Genomic DNA, 17,877 nt, shown 5'->3' with positions numbered 1-17,877 from the left:
AAAAGGCCGGACTAGGATACCGATAGCGCCGCCTAAAAACAAAATATATTTAACAGACTAATTTTTAGTTTGTGGATTACAAAAAAATTTTTAATTTTTGCTTGTGAAGTTGAGGTGAGCCATGACAACAAAACCCTCTGATACCGTAAGTTGGTTTCAGATACTGAAGCTGGGCCAGCGCTATATGAAAACTTGGCCGGCGGATAAACGCCTAGCACCGGTGTTTCCAGAGAATCGTGTGTCGACGGCGACGCGTTTTGGCATTCGTTTTATGCCGCCGTTGGCCATCTTTACGCTGACTTGGCAAATAGCCCTAGGGGGCCAATTAGGGCCAGCCATTGCCACCGCACTTTTTGCCTGCAGTTTACCGATGCAAGGATTGTGGTGGTTAGGTAAACGTGCAATTACGCCGTTGCCGCCGACGTTATTGCAGTGGTTCCATGATGTACGGAACAAACTGGCAGAAGCCGGGCAAGCGGTGGCACCGATTGAACAGACACCAACTTACCAGTCGCTTGCCGATGTATTGAAACGCGCCTTTAAACAGTTGGATAAAACGTTTCTCGATGACTTGTAAAACACATTGAGGGCTGATGCGTTTTTTGATGCTCATCGTGGCATGATAGAGGAAGAGATACCGGGGCTTTGTTTGCTGCCGGGGCTTTTTGTGGATCTGTTAACAGCAGCGCAAAATCCCCTGTCAAATCAAAGTATGGCCCCACTCTGTATGCGATGATTTCCTCATTATTGATGTCTTAGGAGTGTAGTGATGGATATGACCAACGCCCAACGACTGATTCTGTCGAATCAGTACAAAATGATGACCATGCTGGATCCGGAAAACGCTGAACGCTATCGCCGACTACAAACTATCGTCGAGCGTGGTTTTGGTTTGCAGATGCGTGAACTGGACCGCGACTTTGGTGAGATGAGCGAAGAGACTTGCCGTACCATCATTAATATCATGGAGATGCATCACGCTTTGCAAGTCTCCTGTGGCAACCTAAAAGACAAACAAGACTTGGATGAGCGCCGCATTGCGTTCCTGGGTTTTGATGCCGCGACGGAATCCCGCTATCTAAGTTATGTGCGTTTTATGGTCAATACGGAAGGGCGCTATACCCACTTTGATTCAGGAACACATGGCTTTAATTCCCAAACTCCTATGTGGGATAAATACCAACGTATGCTGGCTATCTGGCAGTCATGCCCACGCCAGTATCATTTGAGTGCTGTTGAGATTTCGCAAATTATCAATGCTTGATTGGGCGTGATGGTTGGGTGATTGAATATATCCTCCGGGGTATAAATTGGTTTATTGATGAGGATGTGCTTGTGGAGTGTAAAGGTTTTCTTTTTGATTTGGACGGGACTCTGGTTGATTCATTACCTGCTGTTGAACGAGCCTGGATTGGCTGGGCGCAAGGCCGCGGCGTAGATCCATCAGAAGTTCTTGAATTTATCCATGGCAAACAAGCAATTACCTCTCTTCGCCATTTTATGCCAGGTGCAAATGATGCTGAACTTCAGGCAGAGTTTTTGGCATTAGAGCACATTGAAGCCAATGACACTGACGGAGTGACTGCGTTGCCGGGGGCTGTGTCACTGCTGGAACGACTTAACCGTTTGTCTATCCCGTGGGCTATTGTAACCTCAGGTTCAGTCCCCGTGGCTTCAGCTCGTCGTGCTGCGGGCCATCTACCGGAACCTAAAGTGTTTGTGACTGCTGAACAGGTTAAGCATGGCAAACCTATGCCTGATGCCTATCTGTTGGGAGCCGAACGTTTAGGGTTGGCTCCCGCCGACTGTATTGTGGTGGAAGACGCGCCCGCTGGGATTTTGTCTGGGCTGGCGGCAGGCTGCCAAGTGATTGCCGTGAATGCGCCTGCTGACACGCCAAAACTTGACCAAGTCGATTTGGTTCTCAGTTCACTTGAGCAAATTGCCGTTGACGCCACAGCAAATGGCGCAGTTGTTCGTGTTATTAATTAACCACTTTTTCTCGCTTTGATTGAGAGCGCCTTATGGCGCTCTTTTGCTGTGATAAATATAGCGCAGAGATAAATTTTTCAGAAAAAATATAATTTATGCGATTGCGGGATGGTAACCGCATAAATTTACAGCCATTATTGATCTCAAACAGCGGTATTGACTTCATTTAATGCTTTACTACGAGAGTCGGATACTCCCTCTTCACTTTCTGCCAACGAGGCCATTTTGAACAGCGAACTATTGTGGGTGTTGACGCTACTTCTGATAGCTATTGTGCTGTTTACTACCAATAAATTACGAATGGATGTTGTGGCGTTATTGGTCATTATTGCCTTCGTCATGAGTGGCACGTTGTCATTAGGGGAAGCCACTAGCGGGTTTAGCGATCCTAACGTGATATTGATTGCAGCCTTGTTTGTGATTGGTGAGGGGTTAGTGAGAACCGGCGTGGCCTATCAGGTCGGTGATTGGTTGGTGAAAGTGGCCGGTCACAGTGAAACCAAAATGCTGGCGCTTTTGATGGTGACAGTGGCAGGGCTTGGGGCCTTTATGAGTTCGACTGGGGTCGTCGCAATTTTTATCCCGGTAGTCCTGAGTGTGGCTAGCCGGATGAAGATTTCTCCGGGGCGGTTGATGATGCCGTTGAGTTTTGCCGGGCTTATTAGCGGCATGATGACGTTGGTTGCGACCCCGCCCAACATGGTTGTTAACAGTGAATTATTGCGAGAAGGCATCAAGGGGTTTGGCTTCTTTGGCGTCACACCGATTGGCCTTATCATCTTGCTGATGGGCGTTGGTTATATGTTAGTCGCCCGGCGTTGGCTGGGCGGTACACCGGCGAGTTCAGAAAAAGAGCAGCAATGGAAGCGCCGTACTTTCCGTGATCTGATTCGCGACTATAAACTGACGGGGCGCGCGCGCCGTCTGGCAATCCGCCATGATTCCCCCTTAATTGGCCGTTCTCTGGATGAACTTCATTTGCGCTCTCGCTATGGCGCGAACGTGGTCGGGATTGAGCGCTGGAAGCGTTTTCGTCGGGTTATGGTGAGCGCGACGGGTTCATCGGAACTGCGCGAAAACGATGTATTGCTGATAGATATGTCAGACAGTGGCATGGATTTACGTGAATTCTGCACTGATCAAATGTTAGAGCCGATGGTACTGCGGGGTGAGTATTTCTCTGAGCAGTCACGTAACGTTGGGATGGCTGAAGTATCGTTGATCCCTGACTCTACCTTGCTAGGAAAGAGTTTACGCGAAATGACTTTTCGAACGCGCTATGGCTTAAATGTGGTGGGCATTCGTCGCAACGGTAAGGTATTGGAAGGCAAACTGGTTGACGACAAATTGCAGTTTGGCGATATCTTGCTGGTGATTGGCGACTGGAAATTGATTCGCCAGTTACAGCAAAAAACGCGTGATTTCATCGTACTGAATTTGCCTGCTGAAGTTGACGAAGTGGCTCCGGCAATCTCACAAGCCCCGCATGCTTTATTTTGTCTGGCATTGATGGTGGCGATGATGTTGACCGACGAAGTCCCGAATGTGATTGCAGCGCTGGTGGCGTGTTTGCTGATGGGGCAGTTCCGTTGCATTGATATGGACAGTGCTTACCGCTCAATCCATTGGCCGAGTTTGATTTTGATTATCGGGATGATGCCCTTTGCACAAGCGCTACAGAAAACCGGAGGGGTGGATTTAATCGTCCGTGGTTTAATGGATGTTGCTGGTGGAATGGGGCCGCGGGTAATGTTGCTGTGCTTATTTGTATTGTGCGCCACCATTGGGTTATTTATTTCCAATACGGCCACCGCGGTATTGATGGCACCCATTGCAATTGCTGCTGCCCGCGAAATGTCCGTTTCTCCGTATCCCTTCGCAATGATTATTGGCATCGCGGCATCTGCCGCCTTTATGACGCCGGTTTCATCCCCAGTCAATACGCTGGTATTAGGCCCCGGTGGTTATAAATTTGGTGATTTTATCCGAATGGGGGTGCCGTTTACTTTTCTGGTGATGATTGTAAGTGTGATGGTGGTACCGCTGTTATTCCCATTTTAGCTTTTGTTATTGGCGCAACAAGGGCTAACCGCCGACTTGTCGCGCCAATAACACTGGAGCAAAGTAGGTTTCAATCCAGCGAGTCGAGGCTAATTTCATCCAGCGATAGGCTAAAGCTGGGGACAAATACTTCCATGAAGTAATCCATTTCTGGGCTTTGGCGCATCGCGAGCGTTTTCTCCAATCGCGCTTTAGCTTGAATAAATTCATTATTGCCCGCGGATAACTCCTCCAGACATTTAAGATAAGCGCAAAGGGCATCAGCCTGTTTAACCAGTGCTTTTTCCTCTTCACTGTAATAATGCTCATCCAGCAGACAGCGAAAATCGTGTTGTAACTCTTTTGGTAACATTTCGATCAGTTTTTGCTGTGCAACTTTCTCTATCTTTTTGTATTCATGGGCAATCTGAGGATTGTAATACTTGATAGGGGTGGGCAAATCGCCAGTTATCACTTCACTGGCATCGTGATACATCGCCAGCAAGGCAATTCGGTCGGCGTTAAGATTGCCATTAAATTTACGATTCTTAATGATAGCCAGTGCATGAGCGACAAAAGCCACCTGCAAACTGTGTTCAGAAACATTCTCTGTGCGGACATTGCGCATCAGTGGCCAACGGTTGATCAGTTTCAGGCGGGATAGGTGAGCGAAGAAGTGACTCATAGTGTTCTCTCTTTATCTTTGCAAATGCAGGTCTACAGGTAGTTTATCAGAGTCGTTATTGAGTATGGGATCTGGTTTTCGTTGATATTGGTTCTGGTGAATAAGTTCAGTTGTGTGAGAATGGATTAGGTTTCGGTTGATATTCATTCAGTGGTTACTTGTTCTTCGAAGCCTGCCATCCTTGTCGGTAATATTCCTGATTGCGCTCAACATCAAAAAAGAAATTCAAAACCAAGAAACATGGCTTTGACCTGAGTGTTTAAAAGCACATTTGAACAGGAGTGAATCGACCGGTCCGTCAGCGAAACGATGAGCCGAGGGCTACCCACGAAGTGGGCTAACGATACGTGCGCAAGCGCGGGGATGACAGAAGGGGTCACACGCTTGTGACCCCTTTGGCGGCTGAGGTGACGGGGATTAAGTTGCCGTTGATCTCATGTCAACCGAACCGATCACCTGAACGATTACCAACCGGACTTGGTAGGCTAAATGAATATCAACCAAACTGAATTTCATTTATCTCGACCAACCCCATAAAACTTACTGGTGGTATGTCTCCAAGAACCGCCCCAACTTCCTCACGGCCATCTCCAACTCATCCACACGGGGAAGCGTTACAATCCGCACATGGTCCGGGTACGGCCAATTAAATGCACTGCCTTGTACCAGCAATACTTTCTCTTGCAACAGCAAGTCCAGCACCATCTTCTGGTCATCATGCAGATTAAATTTCTTGGCATCAATACGCGGGAACATATAGAGCGCGCCCTGAGGTTTCACGCAGGAAACCCCCGGGATTTCATTGATCAGCTCCCAAGCGCGGTCGCGTTGTTCATACAAACGCCCACCCGGCTGAATAAACTCGCTGATGCTCTGATAGCCACCCAATGCAGTTTGAATCGCGTGTTGCATTGGTACGTTGGCGCACAACCGCATCGAGGCCAACATTTCTAAGCCTTCGATATAACCTTTGGCGTGCTTCTTCGGCCCATTCAATACCATCCAGCCTTGACGGAATCCCGCAACACGATAAGTCTTGGACAAACCATTGAATGTCACGGTCAGTAAATCTGGCGCCAGAGCGGCAATAGAATGATGCTGGGCTTCGTCATATAAAATCTTATCGTAGATCTCATCGGCGAAAATAATCAGGTCATTCTGACGAGCGATTTCGACAATCTCCAACAGCAGTTCTTTGCTGTAAACCGCGCCAGTTGGGTTGTTTGGGTTGATAATCACTATCCCACGAGTTCGTGGCGTGATTTTACTGCGGATATCATCCAAATCAGGGAACCAACCTGATTCTTCATCACACATATAATGCACAGCTTTACCGCTTGAAAGCGACACAGCCGCTGTCCATAAAGGGTAATCTGGGGCTGGCACCAACATTTCATCGCCAAGATTGAGCAATGCTTGCATGGATTGCACGATCAACTCAGAAACGCCATTCCCAATGTAGATATCCTCTACCGTCAGGTCGCGCATATCGCGAGCCTGATAGTGCTGCATAATGGCTTTGCGCGCCGAAAACAGGCCTTTGGAGTCGCAATAGCCTTGTGCAGTCGGCAAATTACGGATCACATCCACCAGAATTTCATCCGGTGCATCGAAACCAAACGGGGCTGGGTTGCCGATGTTTAGTTTCAGAACCTTGTTACCTTCTTCTTCAAGACGCTTAGCTTCTTTTAGCACTGGTCCACGAATGTCATAACAGACGTTGTCCAGTTTGCTGGATTTCTCAATGGGGGACATAAAAAATTGAGCCTTTTGCTGGTAAAAGCGTGTCCTCAGCGTGGAACACTGCAAGGTGTTCAATGTACTCCGACGCCGTAGGTTTTTGAAGTTATATGCATATCTTTAGTGCAAAAGTCTGACGAGTGTAAAGAAGAGGGGGCGACACGGGGCTTTTTACTGTTTATCCCTCTTCGGTATATCTGATTGATGAGTTTATCTGAAGTTTTATTCTGATTGATTTCAACAGACATAACTGTAAACAAAATAAAGTTTCTACTGAGACTTTAAGCATTCTCTTTTGAGCGGAGATTTACCCATATAGTGAGTGTGGATACATCATTTTTCTGTGTTGTCGCGATAAGGATCTTAATTCAACAATTTATATCATCATACATATTTAGATTGGGTAAAAAAGAGAGAATTTGTAAATAGGAAAACTATTAAGAATAATTAATGTTAACATTGCGATTCTTTACTAATTCTTAGGCCTTACTGATTGAATTAACTCAATTGGATTAGAATTGAGGGCGAAGATATATTGATATTTTTTAATATTTTTCAACTTTTGCACCTTGCCTATTTAATTAAAATAGAGTGGCTACTTTTTATAAAAGCAGCAAAGAATCAGGGTTACTAAAGAAAAAAATCTTCATTTATCGAAGATTTAGCGTATTTTTATGACCTAATTCACAAACAAATACAGAGTTACACCAATAGTTTTTTTTAAAAAGAGATAGCGGTAACGAAATATAAGTAAATTTTTTGCCCTACTCTAATGAGTGGGGTACTGTCATACTTAGCGTTGTCCCTTATTGATAGCGCTGATACTTAAACACCAGGGTAGTTTGTAATTAGAATTCAAAAAAGTGAAGAATACACTATGACAAATGCAAATCGTCCGATAATTAATCTCGACCTCGATCTGCTTAGAACCTTTGTAGCTGTTGCTGACTTGAATACTTTTGCCTCTGCTGCTGCAGCGGTTTGTCGAACTCAGTCAGCAGTTAGCCAACAAATGCAACGGTTAGAACAGTTAGTCGGTAAGGAGTTATTTGCCCGTCATGGGCGTAACAAATTACTTACTGAACATGGTCTCCAGTTACTTGGCTATGCCAGAAAAATCTTGCGTTTCAACGATGAAGCTTGTACGTCACTGATGTACAGTAATATAGAAGGGTCACTTATTATCGGCGCATCGGATGATACTGCCGATACGCTGCTACCTTTCTTATTAAATCGAGTAGCGACGCTTTATCCTCGGCTGGCAATTGATGTGCGGGTGAAACGTAGCCCACTCATCGCTGACATGCTGAGTCAAGGCGAAGTGGATCTGGCCATTACCACGGCTAAGGTCGACACTCATCCTCATGTGATCTTAAGAACATCACCTACGCTTTGGTATTGTTCCGCTGACTATCAGTTCCAGTCTGGTGAATCAGTACCGTTAGTGGTGATGGACGAGCCTAGCCCGTTCCGCGATATGGCAATAGAACATCTGACCAGAGCGGGTATCGCATGGCGAATCGCCTATGTCGCTTCTTCACTTTCTGCCATTCGGGCAGCGGTGAGGGCGGGGCTAGGTGTGACCGCCAGACCAATAGAAATGATGAGTCCTGACTTGCGTGTATTGGGTGAGACAGAAGGGTTACCCCGCCTGCCTGAAACGCATTATTCGCTTTGTAAAGACAACCAGTGTGGCAATGAATTGGCGCTCGCCATCTTCGATGCTATGCAAACCGGCCATCAACATGGGTTGCAGTCTGGCTCGGATTTAATACTGGATTCTGATTATTTAATAGACGATCAAAGCTAAGTATTTAGGTTATAAAAGCATCATAAGCCCCTTGTTTTAGGGGCTTTTTTATTTTTATTTTTGACTAAATATTCATTTTCACTGATTTCAGTTTAATTTTGCATTCAACTCGCCGTTTTGATTCACTTATAGATGTTTATCTCGATAAGTTTACCGTCGATAAACCAGATTAACTTAATGGTTAATATCTATTTTATTATTAGCATTATATTTTTTATTAAAACATCGTTTCATTTATTTTAAATACTAAATAGCAACTTTTCATACCAAATATTTATGAAATAACACTCAAAACGTGTTCTGGATCAAAAAAATACCCCTAGCTAGTGAGTGGAAGAACCGGTTATTCCTGAGACAATGGTATAGTTAAAGATGACTATCCAAGTTGGTTTATATGTGTATGTTCTGGCTTAACAAATTACTGACTCGATTTAGCTTTATGAGTCGCACCAAATGTTAAGTAAGATCGTGCGTTTGTAAATTAATCTGTTGTTACTTTTGTCAAAGTTGACAAAAGGTTACTGAAAGGAGTAAAAAGCCCACAGTAAAACACTGGCTAAACAGTTGTAAAGACAGTGTGTTTTGTGTGGTTTTTATCCTTCCCTTTGAATCGATGTGGTGCGCTAACTGCCAGTACAAGAGCAGGATGTCCGACGCCACTTTTGATGAGTAAGCAATGAGTATGTCAACAACCACTGAAGTTATCGCTCATCATTGGGCGTTCGCTGTATTCCTGATCGGCGCTATCGGGCTGTGCGGTTTGATGCTGCTAGGTGCGTTCTTTCTGGGTGGGAGAGCTCGGGCCCGCGCTAAAAACGTCCCCTATGAGTCGGGTATTGACTCGGTAGGTTCTGCGCGCATGCGTCTGTCTGCCAAGTTCTACCTGGTCGCCATGTTCTTCGTTATTTTCGATGTTGAAGCCTTATACCTGTATGCGTGGTCAATCTCTATCCGTGAGAGTGGCTGGGTCGGCTTTATCGAAGCAACCATTTTCATTTTGGTGCTTTTGGCTGGTTTGGTTTATCTGGTGCGCATCGGCGCTCTGGACTGGACTCCTGCGCGTTCTAGTCGTCGCGTGAGTAAACCGAGCATAGTCAAATACGCCAGCAGTCATCCGCAAGCGCAAGATAATCGCCAATAATTAATATAGCGAGGCATTAACATGGACTATACGCTCACCCGCATAGACCCTAACGGTGAGAACGACCGTTACCCCCTGCAAACTCAGGAAACCGTCAGCGGCGATCCTCTCGAGCAACATGTCCACCGTAGTGTTTACATGGGTAAACTTGAGACCGCCATGCATGACATGGTGAACTGGGGGCGTAAGAACTCTCTTTGGCCGTATAACTTCGGTCTTTCCTGCTGTTATGTGGAGATGGTGACATCATTCACTGCTGTACACGACGTGGCACGTTTCGGGGCCGAAGTATTACGCGCCTCACCGCGTCAGGCCGATTTCATGGTTGTGGCCGGTACTTGTTTTACCAAAATGGCTCCGGTTATTCAGCGTCTGTATGAACAAATGCTGGAACCTAAATGGGTTATCTCTATGGGCGCCTGTGCCAACTCCGGCGGCATGTACGATATCTATTCCGTAGTACAAGGCGTGGATAAATTCCTACCGGTAGACGTGTATATTCCTGGTTGCCCACCGCGTCCGGAAGCTTATATGCAAGCTTTGCTGCTGTTGCAGGAATCTATCGGTAAAGAGCGCCGTCCTCTCTCTTGGGTTGTGGGTGATCAAGGTGTTTACCGCGCCAATATGCAACCAGAAAGAGAACGTAAGCATGCTGAACGAATTGCAGTAACTAACCTGCGTACTCCTGACGAGATCTAAGCTGACTATTTCTGCGGGAATAGTCGCGTAAGATTTTGGTACGTAAGTGATTTGTTTTTGGATAGAACCGTTTTCTTCCAGAACATGTGTGCGGCAAAAGACCACAAAATGACACATTCAGTGTGGTGAAAAAACAGTGTGGTGAATAAATAATGACCGATTTAACGACGTCCGACAGCACCCAGCCTGCGTGGCAGACCCGAGATCATCTTGATGATCCGGTGATTGGTGAACTGTCGAACCGTTTTGGGCCTGAGGCCCTTGTTGTTCAGGCTACCCGTACCGGGATGCCCGTGGTATGGATCAAGCGTGAACAATTACTGGAAGTAATGTCGTTCCTGAGAAAACAACCGAAGCCGTATGTCATGCTGTTTGATTTGCATGGTGTTGATGAGCGCCTTCGTACTCACCGCCAGGGCCTCCCTGCTGCGGATTTTTCTGTTTTCTATCATCTGATTTCCATTGAGCGTAACCGTGACATCATGCTGAAAGTGGCACTGTCTGAAAAAGACATGCATGTGCCCACAGCAACCAAGATTTTCCCTAATGCCAACTGGTATGAGCGTGAAACTTGGGAAATGTTCGGTATTACCTTTGATGGTCACCCGCACCTGACGCGCATCATGATGCCGCAGAGCTGGGAAGGTCACCCGCTGCGTAAAGATTACCCCGCGCGTGCCACGGAATTCGATCCCTTTGTGCTGACCAAGCAGAAAGAAGATCTGGAAATGGAATCACTGACCTTCAAACCCGAAGATTGGGGCATGAAGCGCGGAACCGAAAACGAGGACTTCATGTTCTTGAACCTCGGCCCGAACCACCCCTCTTCACACGGTGCGTTCCGTATCGTGTTGCAGCTTGATGGTGAAGAGATTATCGACTGCGTGCCAGATGTGGGTTACCACCACCGTGGCGCGGAGAAGATGGGCGAACGCCAATCTTGGCACAGCTACATTCCTTATACCGACCGTATCGAATACCTTGGCGGTTGTGTAAACGAAATGCCTTATGTGCTGGCAGTGGAAAAACTGGCTGGTATTGAGGTTCCGGATCGCGTCAAAACCATCCGAGTGATGTTGTCTGAACTTTTCCGCATCAACAGCCACTTGTTGTACATCAGTACCTTCATCCAAGACGTTGGTGCCATGACACCGGTGTTCTTCGCCTTTACCGACCGGCAGAAAGTGTATGACTTGGTGGAAGCTATCACTGGTTTCCGTATGCATCCGGCCTGGTTCCGCATTGGTGGTGTCGCGCACGATCTCCCACGTGGTTGGGAACGTCTACTGCGTGACTTCCTTGACTGGATGCCAAAACGCCTTGATTCCTACGTCAAAGCCGCATTACAGAACAGCATCCTAAAAGGGCGTTCTATTGGTGTGGCGGCTTATAATTCTAAAGAAGCGTTGGAATGGGGTGTGACCGGTGCTGGCCTGCGTGCGACAGGTGTTGAATTTGACGTGCGTAAATGGCGTCCGTATTCCGGTTATGAAAACTTTGATTTTGAAGTGCCAATCGGTAACAACGGCGACTGTTATGACCGCGTGATGCTGAAAGTGGAAGAGTTGCGTCAAAGCCTGCGCATTCTGGAGCAATGTTATAAAAACATGCCAGAAGGGCCATTTAAGGCTGACCATCCACTGACAACGCCACCACCGAAAGAACGTACGCTGCAACATATCGAAACGCTGATCACTCACTTCCTGCAAGTTTCATGGGGTCCAGTGATGCCAGCTAACGAATCATTCCAGATGGTTGAAGCGACCAAAGGGATCAACAGCTACTATCTGACCAGTGATGCCAGCACCATGAGTTATCGCACCCGGATACGTACACCAAGCTATGCCCATTTGCAGCAGATCCCATCGGTTATCCGTGGCAGCTTGGTATCTGACTTGATCGTCTATCTGGGCAGTATCGATTTTGTAATGTCTGATGTGGACCGCTAATTATGAGTGATCAAAAAGAGACTCAGGTAAATAACGAAAGCCAAAATGTGGCGAACCTGGCAGTCAATGCGGCTGAACCGGCGACCACAACTGACGTTTTCGAATTGAGTGCTGAAGAACGTGATGCTATCGAACATGAGAAGCACCATTACGAAGATGCCCGCGCCGCGTCAATCGAAGCACTAAAAATTGTGCAGAAGAAACGGGGCTGGGTACCGGATGGTGCGATTCATGCTATTGCTGATGTGTTGGGTATCCCAGCCAGTGATGTTGAGGGAGTGGCGACATTTTACAGCCAGATCTTCCGCCAACCCGTTGGGCGTCATGTGATCCGTTACTGTGACAGCGTGGTGTGCCACATCACAGGTTATCAGGGGATTCAGGCTGCGATTTCGAAAAAACTCAGTATTCAACCGGGGCAGACGACTTTTGATGGCCGCTTTACATTGCTGCCGACCTGCTGTCTGGGTAACTGTGATCGTGGCCCGACGATGATGATCGACGACGATACCCACAGCTACTTGAAACCTGAAGATATTGAAAAGTTACTGGAGCAATATCCATGACCATGACTTCAGGTTTTACCAAAGAGATCGTCCGTACCCCGGAAATGCACCCGCTGACTTGGCGTTTGCGTGATGACAAACAGCCCGTATGGCTGGATGAATATCGCAGCAAAACCGGGTACCAAGGTGCTGAAAAAGCCTTAAAAGGCATGGCACCACCTGATGTTGTTAGCTTGGTCAAAGACGCTGGCCTGAAAGGGCGTGGCGGTGCTGGCTTCTCCACGGGTTTGAAGTGGAGTCTGATGCCAAAAGACGAAAGCATGAATATTCGGTATTTGCTGTGTAATGCCGATGAGATGGAGCCTGGCACCTATAAAGACCGCTTGCTGATGGAGCAATTGCCTCATCTGTTGGTGGAAGGGATGCTGATCAGTGCCTTCGCGCTGAAAGCCTACCGTGGCTACATTTTCCTGCGTGGCGAATACATTGAAGCCGCTGCTAACCTGCGTCGTGCCATTGCTGAGGCTAACGAAGCGGGTTTGCTGGGCAAAAATATCATGGGCAGCGGTTTTGATTTCGAGCTGATTGTCCATACCGGTGCTGGCCGTTACATCTGCGGTGAAGAAACCGCGTTGATTAACTCGCTAGAAGGTCGTCGAGCTAACCCTCGTTCTAAACCACCTTTCCCTGCATCTTCTGGTGTTTGGGGCAAACCGACTTGCGTGAATAACGTGGAGACGCTGTGTAACGTCCCCGCCATTCTTGAGCATGGTGTTGAGTGGTACCAAGGGATCACTGCCGGTAAAAGTAACGATGCCGGTACTAAACTGATGGGCTTCTCTGGCCGGGTGAAAAATCCAGGTCTGTGGGAACTGCCGTTTGGTATCACTGCCCGTGAAATTCTAGAAGATTATGCGGGCGGTATGCGCGATGGTTTGAAATTCAAAGCTTGGCAGCCAGGTGGTGCAGGGACTGACTTCCTGACCGCCGACCATTTAGATTTGCCGATGGATTTCGAGAATATTGCTAAAGCAGGCAGCCGTTTAGGAACTGCACTGGCGATGGCGGTAGACCACGAAATTGGTATGGTCCCGCTGGTGCGCAATTTGGAAGAGTTTTTCGCCCGTGAATCTTGTGGCTGGTGTACACCTTGCCGCGATGGTTTGCCATGGAGCGTGAAGATCCTGCGTGCACTGGAGCGCGGCGAAGGTCAGCCGGGCGACATCGAGACGCTGGAGCAACTGTGCCGCTTCTTGGGGCCGGGAAAAACCTTCTGTGCTCACGCGCCGGGCGCGGTAGAACCACTACAAAGTGCGATCAAATATTTCCGGGAAGAATTCGAAGCCGGGATCGCCGCTAAAGACTATGGCAACACCCGAGCCATAAGTGGTATTCAACCGAACAACTTGCTGAAGCAGCGCTGGTGACACCTTGGCTCACATGAGATGCATTAAATGTGGCGTCTCGGTGTGCCAGATAAGAAAGTTTTTATAATTAATGCCTGAACATAACCCAATAATTTGCGTGGCGGCCAACGTCGCAGCAACGTAAAGGACAAGGATTATTTCAGGCCACTTGGAAGCATGCTGATATGGCTACGATTCATGTAGACGGCAAAGAATACGACGTAAACGGGGCCGACAACCTGTTACAAGCTTGTCTCTCCCTTGGACTCGATATTCCTTATTTTTGCTGGCATCCGGCGCTGGGAAGCGTCGGCGCTTGCCGCCAATGTGCGGTAAAGCAATACCAAAATGCAGACGACACCCGTGGGCGTTTGGTGATGTCCTGTATGACCCCGGCTACCGATGGAACCTTTATTTCCATTGATGACGGCGAAGCCAAAGCGTTCCGTGAGAGTGTGGTTGAATGGTTGATGACTAACCACCCACACGATTGCCCGGTCTGTGAAGAGGGAGGGAACTGTCATTTGCAAGATATGACAGTGATGACCGGTCACAGTTTCCGCCGTTATCGCTTTAGCAAACGGACGCACCAAAATCAGGATCTCGGCCCGTTCATCTCACATGAAATGAACCGCTGTATCGCCTGTTATCGCTGTGTGCGTTACTACAAAGATTACGCTGATGGCACAGATTTCGGTGTCTACGGCGCGCACGATAACGTCTATTTTGGTCGTACCGAGAGTGGCACGCTGGAAAGCGAGTTCTCAGGTAACTTGGTCGAAGTGTGCCCGACAGGTGTCTTCACCGACAAAACTCACTCCGAGCGTTATAACCGTAAGTGGGATATGCAGTTCGCGCCAAGTATCTGCCAGCAGTGCAGCGTGGGTTGCAATACCAGCCCAGGTGAACGTTATGGTGAATTGCGTCGCATTGAAAACCGCTACAACGGTACGGTAAACCACTACTTTATGTGTGACCGTGGCCGCTTTGGTTATGGCTATGTCAACCGCAAGGACCGCCCACGTCAGCCACAGCAATTGCGTGGCAATGACTGGATCCACCTGAACGCGGAACAAGCGATGCAAGGTGCGGCGGATATTCTGCGTCAGGCGAAGAAAACCATCGGTATTGGTTCACCGCGCGCCAGTTTGGAAAGTAACTTTGCGTTGCGTGAATTGGTGGGGGCTGAAAACTTCTACACCGGGATCGCCGCAGGTGAACAACAACGCCTACAACTGATGCTGAAAGTGCTGCGTGAGGGCGGTATTTACACGCCTGCATTACGCGAAATTGAAAGTTACGATGCCGTGCTGATTCTGGGTGAAGATTTGACCCAGACAGGCGCACGCATCGCCTTGTCTGTCCGTCAGGCAGTGAAAGGCAAAGCGCGTGAAATGGCCGCTGCACAAAAAGTGGCTGACTGGCAAATTGCCGCCATTATGAACATTGGTCAGCATGCCAAACACCCACTGTTTATCACCAACGTTGATAACACCCGCATGGATGATATTGCGGCATGGAATTATCGTGCACCAGTGGATGATCAAGCTCGCCTAGGCTTTGCTATTGCCCATGCGCTGGATGAATCCGCACCTGCGGTTGATGACCTGTCAAAAGATCTGAAAGGTAAAGTGGATATCATCGTACAGGCGCTGGCCGGTGCGAAGAAACCACTGATTATTACCGGTAGCAGTGCGGGTAGCGATGCCATTATTGAAGCGGCAGCCAACGTGGCGAAAGCGTTGAAAGTCCGTGGTTCTGATGTGGGCATCACCTTTGTTGCCAGTGCTGCCAACAGCATGGGTCTGTCAATGATCGGTGGCGGTTCACTGGATCAAGCGCTGGAATTGTTGACTCAAGGTGATGCGGACAGCGTTATCGTGATGGAAAACGACCTGTATCGCCACGCAGCAAAAGACAAAGTCGATGCTGCATTGGAGAAAACAGCCAATCTGATTGTGGTCGATCACCAGCGCACGGCGATTATGGATAAAGCCGATTTGATTCTGTCTGCGGCCAGTTTTGCAGAAAGCGACGGAACATTGGTCAATCAGGAAGGTCGCGCTCAGCGCTTCTTCCAAGTGTATGACCCGACTTACTATGATGATCCGAAAAAACCTGAAAACCGCAGCATTATGCTGGAGAGCTGGCGTTGGTTGCATTCCCTGCACTCAACTTATACCAGCCGCCATGTGGACTGGACTCAGCTTGACCACGTGATTCAAGCTTGTGTGGCTGCATTGCCGCAGTTAGCCGGTATTGTTGATGCCGCACCCGATGCCACATTCCGCATTCGTGGTCAGAAACTGGCACGATCGCCGATTCGTTACAGTGGTCGTACTGCTATGCGCGCAGATATTAGTGTGCATGAACCGCGTCAGCCACAAGATATCGACACGCCGTTTGCCTTCTCAATGGAAGGGAACAACAGCCCACTGGCGGATCGTCAGCAGATTCCATTTGCTTGGGCACCAGGTTGGAACTCACCGCAAGCATGGAACAAATTCCAGGCAGAAGTGGGTGGCAATTTGCGCTTTGGCGATCCCGGTGTCCGCCTGATTGAAGCGGGGGAGGGAACGCTCGGTTACTTTGATTCAGTTCCTGCGGCCTTTACCGCCCATGCTCAAAGCTGGCAGATAGCACCTTACTACCACCTGTTTGGTAGTGAAGAGATGTCTCAGCGTTCAGATGTGATTCAACAACGGATGCCTGCACCTTACGTGATGGTCAATCCGGCTGATGCTGCCACACTCGGGGTTAATCTCGGTACGCTGGTGGAGTTCAACTGCGCGGGTCAGACTCTGCGCCTGCCAGTACGTCTGAGTGAAACCTTGGCTCAAGGTCAGGTCGGCTTGCCGCTTGGCTTACCGGGCATTCCACCGATTATGGTGGGTGCGCGTGTTGAGAATCTGCGGGAGGCAGTACTATGAGCTGGTTTACCCCTGAATTGATTGAGATTTTAATCTCTGTCCTGAAAGCGGTAGTGATTCTGTTGGTGGTAGTGACTTGCGGCGCATTTATGAGCTTTGGCGAGCGCCGCCTGCTAGGCCTATTCCAAAACCGTTACGGGCCAAACCGTGTTGGTTGGGGCGGGTCATTGCAGCTGGTTGCTGACATGATCAAAATGTTCTTCAAAGAAGACTGGGTACCGCGCTTCTCTGACCGGGCCATCTTTACCTTGGCACCGGTTATCGCCTTTACCTCACTGCTGCTCTCTTTTGCTATTGTCCCAGTCAGCCCGACTTGGGCGGTTGCAGACCTGAATATCGGCATTTTGTTCTTCCTGATGATGGCGGGGCTGGCGGTATACGCCGTGCTGTTCGCCGGTTGGTCCAGTAATAACAAGTATTCTCTGTTAGGGGCGATGCGTGCATCTGCACAAACCCTGAGCTACGAAGTGTTCCTCGGCTTATCGCTGATGGGTGTCGTGGCACAAGCAGGCTCGTTCAATATGCAGGATATTGTTAACTCTCAGGAGCACGTCTGGAATGTTATCCCGCAATTCTTTGGCTTTGTGACCTTTGCCATTGCGGGTGTTGCAGTCTGTCACCGTCATCCCTTTGACCAGCCAGAAGCTGAACAAGAACTGGCCGATGGTTACCACATTGAATATTCCGGGATGAAATTCGGTCTGTTCTTCGTCGGTGAATACATCGGTATCGTGACCGTCTCTGCTCTGATAGTCACCTTGTTCTTCGGTGGTTGGCAAGGTCCGTTCTTGCCGCCATTTATCTGGTTTGCGCTGAAAACGGCTTTCTTCATGGTGATGTTCATTCTGATCCGTGCATCCTTGCCGCGCCCACGTTATGACCAAGTGATGTCATTCGGCTGGAAAGTTTGCTTGCCGTTGACCCTGCTGAATCTGCTGGCGACAGCCGCGGTCATTTTGTACAACGCTCAATAAGGGGT

14 protein-coding genes are annotated in these 17,877 nt (G+C 48.4%); 12 read left to right on the top strand and 2 right to left on the bottom strand.

Translation table 11 applies throughout. The features are described 5' to 3' along the window. Positions 1 to 121 precede the first annotated feature (121 nt). The 4 genes from yfbV (at position 122) to HUZ92_RS04565 (ending at position 4,053) form a co-directional block, all read left to right on the top strand. Positions 122 to 577 carry a terminus macrodomain insulation protein YfbV gene (yfbV, locus tag HUZ92_RS04580; RefSeq protein WP_050096893.1) on the top strand — a complete coding sequence of 152 codons (456 nt, stop codon included), beginning with the start codon at positions 122 to 124 and terminating at the stop codon, positions 575 to 577. A gap of 192 nt (positions 578 to 769) precedes the next feature. Next, a complete protein-coding gene (locus HUZ92_RS04575; RefSeq protein ID WP_050096894.1) occupies positions 770 to 1,264 on the top strand; it encodes a YfbU family protein in 495 nt (164 codons plus the stop codon). A 71-nt stretch (positions 1,265 to 1,335) separates the two neighbouring features. Further along, positions 1,336 to 1,992, top strand: coding sequence for a sugar phosphatase (locus HUZ92_RS04570; protein WP_050097731.1), 657 nt, complete (start codon positions 1,336 to 1,338; stop codon positions 1,990 to 1,992). A gap of 225 nt (positions 1,993 to 2,217) precedes the next feature. Further along, positions 2,218 to 4,053, top strand: a complete 1,836-nt coding sequence (locus HUZ92_RS04565; RefSeq protein ID WP_050096895.1) for an SLC13 family permease — start codon at positions 2,218 to 2,220, stop codon at positions 4,051 to 4,053. Positions 4,054 to 4,123: 70 nt separating this feature from the next. Here HUZ92_RS04565 and yfbR read toward each other — a convergent pair whose 3' ends face one another. Beyond that, on the bottom strand, positions 4,124 to 4,717 hold the full coding sequence (yfbR, locus tag HUZ92_RS04560; protein WP_050096896.1) for a 5'-deoxynucleotidase: 594 nt from the start codon (positions 4,715 to 4,717) through the stop codon (positions 4,124 to 4,126). A 540-nt stretch (positions 4,718 to 5,257) separates the two neighbouring features. Then, entirely contained in the window at positions 5,258 to 6,472 is a 1,215-nt protein-coding gene (locus tag HUZ92_RS04555; RefSeq protein ID WP_050096897.1) for a pyridoxal phosphate-dependent aminotransferase, read from the bottom strand. Between the two features lie 862 nt (positions 6,473 to 7,334). Between HUZ92_RS04555 and rovM the strand changes: the two genes are divergently transcribed. The 8 genes from rovM (at position 7,335) to nuoH (ending at position 17,872) form a co-directional block, all read left to right on the top strand. After that, positions 7,335 to 8,267 (top strand): virulence transcriptional regulator RovM, encoded by a 933-nt coding sequence (gene rovM, locus HUZ92_RS04550; RefSeq protein WP_050096898.1) that lies wholly within the window; start codon positions 7,335 to 7,337, stop codon positions 8,265 to 8,267. 676 nt (positions 8,268 to 8,943) lie between these two features. Next, positions 8,944 to 9,408 carry an NADH-quinone oxidoreductase subunit NuoA gene (nuoA, locus tag HUZ92_RS04545; protein ID WP_050096899.1) on the top strand — a complete coding sequence of 155 codons (465 nt, stop codon included), beginning with the start codon at positions 8,944 to 8,946 and terminating at the stop codon, positions 9,406 to 9,408. Between the two features lie 21 nt (positions 9,409 to 9,429). Continuing rightward, positions 9,430 to 10,107, top strand: a complete 678-nt coding sequence (locus tag HUZ92_RS04540) for a NuoB/complex I 20 kDa subunit family protein (protein ID WP_050096900.1) — start codon at positions 9,430 to 9,432, stop codon at positions 10,105 to 10,107. A 152-nt stretch (positions 10,108 to 10,259) separates the two neighbouring features. Next, positions 10,260 to 12,056 carry an NADH-quinone oxidoreductase subunit C/D gene (gene nuoC, locus HUZ92_RS04535; RefSeq protein WP_050096901.1) on the top strand — a complete coding sequence of 599 codons (1,797 nt, stop codon included), beginning with the start codon at positions 10,260 to 10,262 and terminating at the stop codon, positions 12,054 to 12,056. A gap of 2 nt (positions 12,057 to 12,058) precedes the next feature. Further along, positions 12,059 to 12,622: an NADH-quinone oxidoreductase subunit NuoE gene (nuoE, locus tag HUZ92_RS04530; protein ID WP_050140354.1), complete on the top strand. Its 564-nt coding sequence runs from the start codon at positions 12,059 to 12,061 to the stop codon at positions 12,620 to 12,622. Further along, positions 12,619 to 13,989 carry an NADH-quinone oxidoreductase subunit NuoF gene (nuoF, locus tag HUZ92_RS04525; RefSeq protein ID WP_050096903.1) on the top strand — a complete coding sequence of 457 codons (1,371 nt, stop codon included), beginning with the start codon at positions 12,619 to 12,621 and terminating at the stop codon, positions 13,987 to 13,989. Before nuoE ends, nuoF begins: the two co-directional genes overlap by 4 nt. Before the next feature lie 164 nt (positions 13,990 to 14,153). Next, positions 14,154 to 16,898 carry an NADH-quinone oxidoreductase subunit NuoG gene (gene nuoG / locus HUZ92_RS04520; RefSeq protein ID WP_050096904.1) on the top strand — a complete coding sequence of 915 codons (2,745 nt, stop codon included), beginning with the start codon at positions 14,154 to 14,156 and terminating at the stop codon, positions 16,896 to 16,898. After that, positions 16,895 to 17,872, top strand: a complete 978-nt coding sequence (nuoH, locus tag HUZ92_RS04515) for an NADH-quinone oxidoreductase subunit NuoH (RefSeq protein ID WP_005159221.1) — start codon at positions 16,895 to 16,897, stop codon at positions 17,870 to 17,872. Before nuoG ends, nuoH begins: the two co-directional genes overlap by 4 nt. The last annotated feature ends 5 nt before the right edge of the window (positions 17,873 to 17,877 follow it).

It is taken from the genome of Yersinia vastinensis (assembly GCF_902726565.1).
Lineage (GTDB): Bacteria > Pseudomonadota > Gammaproteobacteria > Enterobacterales > Enterobacteriaceae > Yersinia > Yersinia vastinensis.
The sequence above is the reverse complement of the archived record's forward strand: the minus strand, read 5'-3'. Positions and strand labels throughout refer to the sequence as shown.

Bases quoted from the DNA above. Each gene is read 5' to 3' on its own strand.
- nuoG (WP_050096904.1), top strand. From the start codon at position 14,154: ATGGCTACGATTCATGTAGACGGCAAAGAATACGACGTAAACGGGGCC.
- HUZ92_RS04555 (WP_050096897.1), bottom strand. From the start codon at position 6,472: ATGTCCCCCATTGAGAAATCCAGCAAACTGGACAACGTCTGTTATGAC.
- nuoA (WP_050096899.1), top strand. From the start codon at position 8,944: ATGAGTATGTCAACAACCACTGAAGTTATCGCTCATCATTGGGCGTTC.
- rovM (WP_050096898.1), top strand. From the start codon at position 7,335: ATGACAAATGCAAATCGTCCGATAATTAATCTCGACCTCGATCTGCTT.
- HUZ92_RS04540 (WP_050096900.1), top strand. From the start codon at position 9,430: ATGGACTATACGCTCACCCGCATAGACCCTAACGGTGAGAACGACCGT.
- yfbR (WP_050096896.1), bottom strand. From the start codon at position 4,717: ATGAGTCACTTCTTCGCTCACCTATCCCGCCTGAAACTGATCAACCGT.
- nuoH (WP_005159221.1), top strand. From the start codon at position 16,895: ATGAGCTGGTTTACCCCTGAATTGATTGAGATTTTAATCTCTGTCCTG.
- HUZ92_RS04575 (WP_050096894.1), top strand. From the start codon at position 770: ATGGATATGACCAACGCCCAACGACTGATTCTGTCGAATCAGTACAAA.
- nuoE (WP_050140354.1), top strand. From the start codon at position 12,059: ATGAGTGATCAAAAAGAGACTCAGGTAAATAACGAAAGCCAAAATGTG.
- nuoF (WP_050096903.1), top strand. From the start codon at position 12,619: ATGACCATGACTTCAGGTTTTACCAAAGAGATCGTCCGTACCCCGGAA.
- yfbV (WP_050096893.1), top strand. From the start codon at position 122: ATGACAACAAAACCCTCTGATACCGTAAGTTGGTTTCAGATACTGAAG.
- nuoC (WP_050096901.1), top strand. From the start codon at position 10,260: ATGACCGATTTAACGACGTCCGACAGCACCCAGCCTGCGTGGCAGACC.